The sequence below is a fragment of the Flavicella sp. genome (assembly GCF_029238425.1).
In the GTDB taxonomy this organism is placed as follows: Bacteria; Bacteroidota; Bacteroidia; order Flavobacteriales; family Flavobacteriaceae; genus Flavicella.
Window position 1 is genome coordinate 1 of the sequence record NZ_JAQWGB010000102.1, and the last position, 9,262, is coordinate 9,262.

Sequence of the window (9,262 nt, forward strand, 5' to 3'; positions counted from 1 at the left end):
TTGTAAAACCAATAGTAAATGCTATGATAGCTAATTTTGAAATAATTTTTTTCATAGTAGTTTATGAAATTTTGAGGGTTTAATTTTTCCTACTCTATTAAAGTTTTTCGGATTCCACTTGTAAATCAATAAATTAGTGTAGCTACTTAACGAACTTATATCAAATTTTACTTTTTAAAACATCATGAGACTATTGACAAACATGTCCTTTCATTTTGTTTAGATGCTGCAAATTTGAATCAATCTGTCTTTTTATTTAGAAAAAAGGCATAACTAGATTAAAATAGAGTATAAATGAGGGGAAATAGGTTATAAGTAGTTAGCTATAATAAGCTAGCTATAATAAGCTAGCTATAAATAGTGAGTTGTATGCTCTTTAATTAATGGTTTCGACTCGTCATACTTTGGACTACTTTTTTATATTTGTGACTTATAAAAAATATAGATATGAAAATTGCCTTGTTCTCGGATATACATGCCAACTTACCAGCATTGGAATCTTTTTTTGAAGATATAAACAAACAAAAACCGGACGGAATCTATTGTTTGGGAGATTTGGTAGGCTACAATATTTGGCCAAATGAAGTTGTGAACCTAATTAGAGAAAAAGGAATTGCAACTCTATCTGGTAATCATGATGCAGTTGTTGGAGTTCCTACAGAAAAAGTATCAGGTGCTTTTACAAATAAAATATTAAAGGAAGACGTGAAGGATTATCTTCTGTCATTACCTGAGCACATTCGATTGGAGTTTAAAATTCAAGGTAAAAAGACGGATGTTTTGTTTGTACATGGAAGTACTTATAGGAACAACGAATATATTTTAGAAGAAACGGAAGATTCCTATTTGTTGGAAATGATGGATGCTGCAGGCGTAGATGTTTTATGTTGTGCACATACGCACAAACCTTTTCATAGAGCTGTTAAAACAGAAACTGGTTTCAAACATGTGGTAAATATCGGATCTCTTGGAAAACCCAAAGATGAGGATCCTAGAGGTTGTTATGCTATGTTAGAAATAGATCAGAATAGTGAATTGATTTCAGGAAAGGGAATAGCTGTAAGTTTTAATAGAGTAAGCTATGATGTTGAAAAGGCTGCCAAAGCCGTTGAAGAAAGCGAATTACCAAATTCTTTTGCAGAGGCCTTGCGTATAGCAAAGTGATAAAATTATCTTAAATTGTGTAATTGTAATTAAGCCTTTAGAGATGCGTCTAAGAATTTAATTATTTTTAAACTAAAAATAGAGGTATCTATTGCACTTCAACCTATGCTCAACAGATTATTTAATTGCTCACATACAAATGCTACTTTTAAAGTATATGATAGCATTACAAAGGTAGACCATCAAGAGTGGGAAGCAGTTGATACTTCAGATAATATTTATTTGTCCATTCCTTATTTACTTGCTTTAGAACAGGGGATGAGTGCAACCATGAATTTTCGCTATGTTACTTTTTTTAATAGTGAGAATTTAATTATTGGCGTTGCTGTATTTCAGTTGGTTCATTTCAAGGCAAAAGAATTGTTACAAGAAAGAATCCCCTGTTCAATTGCGGATAAAGTTCAGACTTATTTTTTGAATGATAAAAAGCTATCATTATTAATTTGCGGTAATTTATATGCTTGTGGAGAAAATGGTTTTGCTTTTCAAGGAGTGGAAAAAAGTCAGTTTTTAAAAATATTGACGGAGGTTATTTTAGAATTACAAAACACGAACTATAAAGGGGATAAAATTTCTTTTTCATTGATTAAAGAATTTTGGCTAACGGATGACGGAAGTTTTTCTAATTTGAATGATTCAGGTTTTTTAGATTTTAATATTGATGTAAATATGATTTTAAAACTGCGTTCTGAATGGAGTAGTTTTGACGATTATTTAGAATCTATGAACACCAAATACAGAACAAGAGCAAAAGCGGTTTTAAAAAAATCTAAAGCTATTGAAGTTCTGGAATTAGAAGCAAATGATATAGAAAAGCATTCAGAGAGAATCAGTTTTTTGTATGAGCAAGTTTTACAGAAAGCCAACTATAATTTAGGAGTGTTGGATGTCCGTACTTTTTTAGAGCTTAAAAATAACTTAGGAAATAAATTTATTTTCAAAGGGTATTTTTTAGATGGGGTGTTAGTAGGTTTTACAAGTTCGTTTTTTTATAGAGATATTATAGATGCTAATTTTGTGGGGATCGATTATAATATAAATAATACGTACAAGTTATATCAAAGAATGTTGTACGATTTTGTCAACCTTGGAATTCAGCATGAGAAAAAAGTATTGAGGCTTGGAAGAACAGCTGAAACAAGTAAAAGTGCAATAGGGGCGTTGCCAGTGGAGATGAAACTATTTGCGAGACATAGAAATTTATTACCATCAAAATTATTAAAACCATTAATTTCTTCTATTCAGCCAGATGAATTTGAATTGAGAAGACCTTTTAAAAAGTAATATGGATTCATTAACACAGATTGTTTTAGGTGCAGCGGTAGGAGAAGCTGTCTTAGGTAAAAAAGTTGGAAATAAAGCTATGTTGTGGGGGGCAATTGCCGGTACAATTCCGGATTTAGATGTGGTCAATAAATTATTCTTCGACTCCGTTACTGCAAATGAGCTACACAGAGGATTTTCGCATTCCATAATGTTTAGTCTTATTTTTGCTCCAATATTCGGTTGGTTGATATTTAAGCTTTACAAAGGAAAAAAGGCAAGTTGGAAGGGTTGGACTCAATTGATGTTTTGGGGCTTATTTACACATCCGCTGTTAGATATGCATACCAGTTGGGGTACGCAATTACTTTGGCCACTGGAATATAAGTTTTCTTACAACAATATTTTTGTGGTAGATCCAATGTATACCGTTCCGTTTTTGTTTTTTTTAATTTTTGCGATGATCCAAAAAAGAGGAACCGTAAAAAGAGAACGCCTCAATAGAATGGGATTGATTGTCAGCTCCGCTTATATGCTATTGACTATTGTTTTTAAAGGGATTACTTATTTTGTGTTTAAAGAGAGTTTAAAGGAACAAGAAGTGGAATATATTGCCATGGAAACGAAACCGACTCCGTTAAATAGTATTTTATGGACAGCGAATGTGGAGACCAAAGATAGTTTTTTGATAGGCTATTATTCTTTGTTAGATAAGGATAAAAACATCTCCTGGAGAAGTTTTGAAAAAGATCATGATTTGTTAGGAGCTTATAAAACAGATCCACTGATACAGCGCTTGGCTACTTTATCACATGATTGGTATACGATTGAGAAAAAAGATGGAGTTTTGTATTTTAATGATTTGAGATTTGGTTTGATGGGAATCTCTCCAGTAGAAGATAGATTTGTGTTTTCATACAAACTAAACATAGAAAATGGTATGCTCACGGCAGAAGAGACGGAGAAAAATACTTCTGAGGCTGGACCGTTGTTGTCCAAATTATTCCACAGAGTATTGGGTAATAAATAAAATATATAGGCATAAAAAAAGCTACCTGAATAGGTAGCTTTTTTTTATGATATAAAATGGATTAAGCCAATACGTCAGACAAAGCTTGTTTTTCTTCATCAGCCAATGTAGAATCAACTAAGATTCTTCCACTGTATTCGTCAATAGTAATTTTCTTACGAGAAGCAATTTCAATTTGAACCTGTGGTGGAATTGTAAAGAAAGATCCTCCAGCAGCACCTCTTTCAATAGAAACAACAGCCAAACCATTTTTTACATTAGAACGGATTCTTTTGTATGCTTTCAATAAATGAATGTCAATTTTTTCTGATAACTCAGCAGACAAGTTGTTCATCAAATCTTCTTCCTTCTCAGTTTCTTTAGTAATTGCATCCAATTCAGTCTTCTTGTGATTCAAGTGACCTTCTTGTCTATCTAACTTTTCAGTAGTACTAGCAATAACTTCTTTCTTTTGCTCAATTTTTACTTTGTACTCCTTGATGCGTTTTTCAGCTAATTCAATTTCCAATCCTTGAAATTCAATTTCTTTCGTTAAAGAATCAAATTCACGATTGTTACGAACACTTTCTTGTTGTTTTTCGTATTTTTTTGAAGCTGCTTTAGACTCTTCAATTGCTATTTTTTTAGCAGCAATATCTGCCTCAAAATTAGTAACATCTTCCGTTAATTTAGAAAGTCTATTTTTAAGACCTGCTACCTCATCATCTAAATCCTCAATTTCTAAAGGTAATTCTCCACGTACACTTCTAATTGTATCAATTCTTGAATCAATCAATTGTAATCTGTAAAGTGATCTTAGTTTTTCTTCAACGGTTAGTTCTTTGCTCTTAGCCATGTCTATATATAATAAATAGGATTCGTAATTTTATCTGATAAAATGATTGCAAAATTAGTGAATTTTTTTGTAAGATAATCCACTAATAAGTTTTTTGTGAACTGTTCCGATTCATAATGTCCAACATCAGTTATTAGTATCTGATTTTCAGCTTTATAGAATTCGTGGTATTTGAAATCAGCAGAAATAAAAGCATCTGCACCTGCATTTTTAGCGTTTTCTATAGCAAAACTTCCCGATCCTCCGAGCACAGCAACCTTTTTAATTGGTTTCCCTGTTAGTTTGGAATGACGAATACAATCCGTATGTAGGGTGTTTTTTACAAAATTTAAAAAATCCACTTCTTGCATTTCTTCCTCAAATTCCGCAATCATTCCCATACCAATTTGTTGATGTTTGTTCTCGATGGTTGTGATTTCGTAGGCAACTTCTTCATAAGGATGGTTGTCAAACATTGCCTTTAAAATTGCTCCTTCAAGATGTTTTTCAAAAATAACACCAATAATAATTTCCTTTTCTGTGTGAAGCACACCTTTGGTCCCTATGGTAGGATTAGAATCTTCACCACCACGATAGGTTCCGAAACCTTCTACATTAAAACTACAATTGTCGTATTTTCCAATTTTACCTGCTCCTTTGGCAAACATAGCTTTTCTTAGCCTTTCTGCATTTTCAATAGGAACGTAAGTCAGTAATTTTTTGATCGTATTTTTTTGAGGGATTAAAATATGCTTGTTTTTCAACCCTAATACATCACATATTTTTGCATTGACACCATTGATGGAATTGTCTAATGCTGTATGCATAGAATAAATGGCAATATCGTGTTTGATCGCTTTTATAATGACTCTTTCAACATAATTATTACCATTGATTTTTTTTAGTCCAGAAAAAACAATGGGATGAAAGCTTACGATAAGATTGCATTTTTTTTCAATAGCTTCCTCAACAACATTCTCCAAGGTGTCCAAAGTTACCAAAACTCCGGATACTTCCGTTTTATAATCTCCTACTAACAATCCAACATTATCAAAACCTTCGGCATAATTTAAAGGAGCCAGCTCTTCAATGCTGTTTGTGATATCTTTTATCGTAATCATAAATTTCTATTTGAAATCAAATGTAAAAAAATATAGTTGAATTCTATTCTTTTCGATTCAGCTAATTACTTACTTTTGCTAATAGCTAAATTTTGACATTAATTATATGATTCTGCAATCCATTGTGAAATTACTGAGATATCTTATGTGGCCCTCTTCATTATTGTATGGACTGGTCTTAAGTATTCGTAATTTGTTTTTTGACACAGGAATTTTTGAATCAACAGCATATGATATTCCCGTTATAGCAGTGGGAAACTTAAGTGTTGGTGGTACAGGAAAAACGCCCCAAATAGAATATTTTATCCGTTTACTACAAAACGATTACAATATTGCCGTGTTGAGTAGGGGATATAAGAGAAAATCGGAAGGTTTTGTACTAGCTGATGAAAGTACTACCGTAGCAGAAATAGGGGACGAGCCATTTCAGTTTTTTCAGAAATTCAATAAAATCAAAGTCGCTGTTGATGCAGATAGAAGAAATGGTATTGAAAAAATCAAAGAGTTAGTGCCCTCCGTAAATTTAATTTTGTTAGATGATGCATTTCAACATAGAAAAGTAAAAGCAGGGTTTTATACTTTATTAACTTCCTATGATAATAGATATACAAAAGATTTTGTGTTGCCAACGGGAGATTTAAGAGAGACTAGAGGTGGAGCAAAAAGAGCTGATGTTATCATTGTTACAAAATGTCCGAAATTGTCAATAGAAGAACAGCAAGAAATTATTTCAGAAATAAAACCCAAAGAGCATCAGAAAGTATTTTTTAGTGCTATTGCCTATGATGACTATGTAACTTCTGCGGCGAAAAAAATCGACTTACAAGAATTAATTCAATATAATGTTTTATTGGTTACCGGAATAGCAAAGCCAAAACCGCTGAAAGAATATCTAAGTCGGAATGGAATTCAGTTCAAAGATGTAGAGTATCCGGATCATCATGACTTTACGGAGCAAGATGTGTCTAAAATCAATAGTGCTTTTTCAAATATTGAGAATCCAAAAAAAATCATCTTGACTACAGAAAAAGATGCAACAAGATTATCGGTATTTATTGATGATTTGTATGTTTTAGGTATTAAAACTGATATTCAAGAAAATGCTTCTTTTGATAACTTTGTCAAAGAAAAAATCAAATTGAGTTGATCAACTTCTCGGATGAAATTCTTCTACGACCTTTTTCAAATGAGATTTATCTAGGTGCATATAAATTTCTGTGGTTGTAATACTTTCATGACCTAACATTTGCTGGATAGCTCTTAAATCGGCTCCTCTTTCTAATAAATGAGTCGCAAAGGAATGACGAAAGGTGTGTGGGCTTATTTTTTTTTCAATACCGGCTTCTATAGTAAGATTTTTGATGATGGTAAAAATCATGTTCCTCGTCAGTTGTTTCCCCCTACGATTAAGGAATAAAGTATCTTCAAAGCCAACGACAGGAGTGGTGTGACAACGGATGTATTTGATATACGTATTGATGAGCCCCTGTGTTTCATAACTTATAGGGACATATCTCTGTTTGTCTCCTTTACCAATGACTCTTATAAACCCTTCGTCAAAAAATAAGTCTGAGATTTTTAAGCTGATCAATTCGGTAACACGGAGACCACAACTATATAAGGTTTCAAGCAGCGTTTTATTTCTTTCTCCTTGAGGATGACTGAGGTCAATGGTCTCAATAATTTGATCTATTTCTTCAAGAGAAAGCGTGTCAGGTAATTTTCGTCCTGTTTTAGGAGTTTCAATCAATTCTGTCGGATTGTCCTCTCTATATTTTTCAAAGATCATATAATCGAAAAAATTCCGAAGCCCAGAAATGAGTCTAGCCTGAGATTTAGGATTGCTCGTTTTAGCCGTTTGATATATAAACTCTAATAAAAGTTGCTTGTCGACTTTTTCTGGAGCAATATGGATTTCATTCGTTTCTAAATATGAAATCAACTTTTGTAAATCCCTCAAATAACTTTCTATAGTATTGTCGGACATTCCTCTTTCTATCTGAAGAAAATTCTTATAATCCTTTGAAGCTTGATTCCATTTCATAGGGGTAAATATATCAAAAACAAGCAAACAAGAGAAGGATTATAAATTACACTTTAATTATAGACAAAAAACCTTTGTAGATTCAGGAACATTGTTATTTTTGTTTTTTATAAAGAGATTTAGATATGAAGATTTTAATTTTAAATGGGCCCAATTTGAATTTGCTAGGGAAGCGTGAACCTGAGATTTATGGTTCTGATTCTTTTGAGGATTATTTGGTTGGCTTAAAAGAAAAATTTTCAACAATTAAATTGGAGTATTTCCAATCTAACCATGAAGGTGCTTTGATTGACAAATTACATGAGGTTGGATTTTCTTATGACGGTGTTGTTTTCAATGCAGGTGCTTATACACATACTTCTGTTGGATTGGCAGATGCGGTTAGTGGAATTACAACCCAGGTTGTTGAAGTTCATATTTCTAATGTACACCAAAGAGAAGAGTTTCGACACAAATCCTATCTTTCACCAGTGTGTAAAGGCGTGGTGTTAGGTTTTGGTTTGAAAAGTTATGATTTGGCAATAGAGAGTTTTTTGTAGAACAAAAGATATTTACTTTTTTTAGGATTTAAACAATAAACCCCGATTGTTTGAGTTTTGAATAATGATTTAATTTAAATTCAGGGGCTAGATATGAGTAAAAAGAATTGGCTTTACGAAATAACTCCTAAAAATAGTCTTCTGGATATAAACTTTAAGGAGGTTTGGGCTTATAGAGATTTATTAATCCTCTTTGTGAAGAGAGATGTTATAACCGTTTATAAGCAAACGATACTTGGGCCTCTTTGGTATCTGATACAACCTTTATTTACATCTATCATTTTTACGATTGTATTTAATAAAATTGCCAATATACCAACGAATGGCGTACCGCCATTTTTATTCAATTTAGCGGGTATTACGGCTTGGAATTATTTTAAAGATTGTTTGATTGCAACTTCTGACACGTTTAAAAAGAATCAAGCTATTTTTGGTAAAGTATATTTTCCTAGAATAATTATGCCACTTTCAATAGTGATTTCTAATTTATTGAAATTTGGAATTCAATTGGCTATATTTTTTGGCTTTTATTTTTACTATGTTTTTAATGGTATGTCATTAGATATCTCTTTAAATATACTGTATTTGCCTATTTTAATTATTTCTATGGGATTGCTAGGACTAGGTTTAGGAATGGTTATTTCTTCGATGGTTACGAAATATAGAGATCTTACATTCTTGGTTTCATTTGGCGTTCAGTTGCTGATGTATTTATCAGCAGTGGTATATCCAATTGAATTGATGCGAGAGACTATGAAAGATTATGCTTGGATTGTTGAATACAATCCTATGACCACCATTATTGTCACTTTCAGAAACTTGATGCTAAATACTGGGGTTGTGTTAATAGAAGATATTCTTTACATGATGGGTATTTCATTTACAATATTTATATTAGGAATGTTAGTTTTTAACAAAACGGAGAAAAGTTTTATAGATACTATATAGTATGGAGAAGGAAGTTATTTTAAAAGTAGAAAATCTCTCGAAACAATATCGTCTTGGAACTATTGGGACTGGTACTATTAGTCATGACCTCAATAGATGGTGGGCTGGTATAAGAGGAAAAGAAGATCCTTATTTGAAAATTGGTGAATCCAATGATCGCTCATCTAAAGGGGAATCTGAATACGTATGGGCTTTAAAAGACATCAATTTTGAAGTAAAACGTGGAGAGGTTCTAGGAATAATTGGTAAGAATGGAGCAGGAAAATCAACCTTGTTAAAAATTTTATCTAAAGTAACAGGTCCAACTACAGGTTCTATCAAATACAATGGGCGTATCGC

General features: G+C 32.3%; 10 protein-coding genes. 7 read left to right on the forward strand and 3 right to left on the reverse strand.

The window, feature by feature from the left end:
- Positions 1-447 precede the first annotated feature (447 nt).
- The 3 genes from P8H68_RS07590 to P8H68_RS07600 all read left to right on the forward strand — a co-directional run bounded on the left by P8H68_RS07590 (position 448) and on the right by P8H68_RS07600 (position 3,457).
- Positions 448-1,164, forward strand: a complete 717-nt coding sequence (locus P8H68_RS07590; protein WP_300323055.1) for a metallophosphoesterase family protein — start codon at positions 448-450, stop codon at positions 1,162-1,164.
- Between the two features lie 105 nt (positions 1,165-1,269).
- Positions 1,270-2,448 (forward strand): hypothetical protein, encoded by a 1,179-nt coding sequence (locus P8H68_RS07595; RefSeq protein ID WP_300323057.1) that lies wholly within the window; start codon positions 1,270-1,272, stop codon positions 2,446-2,448.
- Between the two features lies 1 nt (position 2,449).
- Complete coding sequence (locus tag P8H68_RS07600) at positions 2,450-3,457, forward strand: metal-dependent hydrolase (RefSeq protein WP_300323059.1); 1,008 nt, start codon at positions 2,450-2,452, stop codon at positions 3,455-3,457.
- A 61-nt stretch (positions 3,458-3,518) separates the two neighbouring features.
- On the opposite strand, the gene P8H68_RS07605 is transcribed toward P8H68_RS07600, so the two are convergent.
- Positions 3,519-4,292 carry a hypothetical protein gene (locus tag P8H68_RS07605; RefSeq protein ID WP_300323061.1) on the reverse strand — a complete coding sequence of 258 codons (774 nt, stop codon included), beginning with the start codon at positions 4,290-4,292 and terminating at the stop codon, positions 3,519-3,521.
- Between the two features lie 2 nt (positions 4,293-4,294).
- The gene (locus P8H68_RS07610; RefSeq protein ID WP_300323072.1) at positions 4,295-5,389 is read right to left on the reverse strand and encodes a Nif3-like dinuclear metal center hexameric protein; all 1,095 of its coding nucleotides are present in this window, start codon (positions 5,387-5,389) and stop codon (positions 4,295-4,297) included.
- A 109-nt stretch (positions 5,390-5,498) separates the two neighbouring features.
- Between P8H68_RS07610 and lpxK the strand changes: the two genes are divergently transcribed.
- A complete protein-coding gene (gene lpxK, locus P8H68_RS07615) occupies positions 5,499-6,539 on the forward strand; it encodes a tetraacyldisaccharide 4'-kinase (protein ID WP_300323063.1) in 1,041 nt (346 codons plus the stop codon).
- On the opposite strand, the gene xerD is transcribed toward lpxK, so the two are convergent.
- Positions 6,540-7,436: a site-specific tyrosine recombinase XerD gene (xerD, locus tag P8H68_RS07620; protein WP_300323064.1), complete on the reverse strand. Its 897-nt coding sequence runs from the start codon at positions 7,434-7,436 to the stop codon at positions 6,540-6,542. It lies immediately after the preceding gene.
- A 125-nt stretch (positions 7,437-7,561) separates the two neighbouring features.
- Between xerD and aroQ the strand changes: the two genes are divergently transcribed.
- The 3 genes from aroQ to P8H68_RS07635 all read left to right on the forward strand — a co-directional run.
- Entirely contained in the window at positions 7,562-7,975 is a 414-nt protein-coding gene (gene aroQ / locus P8H68_RS07625; RefSeq protein WP_300323066.1) for a type II 3-dehydroquinate dehydratase, read from the forward strand.
- 93 nt (positions 7,976-8,068) lie between these two features.
- The gene (locus P8H68_RS07630; RefSeq protein ID WP_300323068.1) at positions 8,069-8,923 is read left to right on the forward strand and encodes an ABC transporter permease; all 855 of its coding nucleotides are present in this window, start codon (positions 8,069-8,071) and stop codon (positions 8,921-8,923) included.
- Between the two features lies 1 nt (position 8,924).
- Positions 8,925-9,262: ATP-binding cassette domain-containing protein (locus P8H68_RS07635; protein ID WP_300323070.1), on the forward strand; the 338-nt coding region annotated here is incomplete at its 3' end.

Excerpts from the sequence above, each read along its gene's own strand:
- P8H68_RS07595 (WP_300323057.1), top strand. The coding sequence starts at position 1,270 with ATGCTCAACAGATTATTTAATTGCTCACATACAAATGCTACTTTTAAA.
- P8H68_RS07600 (WP_300323059.1), top strand. The coding sequence starts at position 2,450 with ATGGATTCATTAACACAGATTGTTTTAGGTGCAGCGGTAGGAGAAGCT.
- P8H68_RS07605 (WP_300323061.1), bottom strand. The coding sequence starts at position 4,292 with ATGGCTAAGAGCAAAGAACTAACCGTTGAAGAAAAACTAAGATCACTT.
- lpxK (WP_300323063.1), top strand. The coding sequence starts at position 5,499 with ATGATTCTGCAATCCATTGTGAAATTACTGAGATATCTTATGTGGCCC.
- xerD (WP_300323064.1), bottom strand. The coding sequence starts at position 7,436 with ATGAAATGGAATCAAGCTTCAAAGGATTATAAGAATTTTCTTCAGATA.
- aroQ (WP_300323066.1), top strand. The coding sequence starts at position 7,562 with ATGAAGATTTTAATTTTAAATGGGCCCAATTTGAATTTGCTAGGGAAG.
- P8H68_RS07590 (WP_300323055.1), top strand. The coding sequence starts at position 448 with ATGAAAATTGCCTTGTTCTCGGATATACATGCCAACTTACCAGCATTG.
- P8H68_RS07630 (WP_300323068.1), top strand. The coding sequence starts at position 8,069 with ATGAGTAAAAAGAATTGGCTTTACGAAATAACTCCTAAAAATAGTCTT.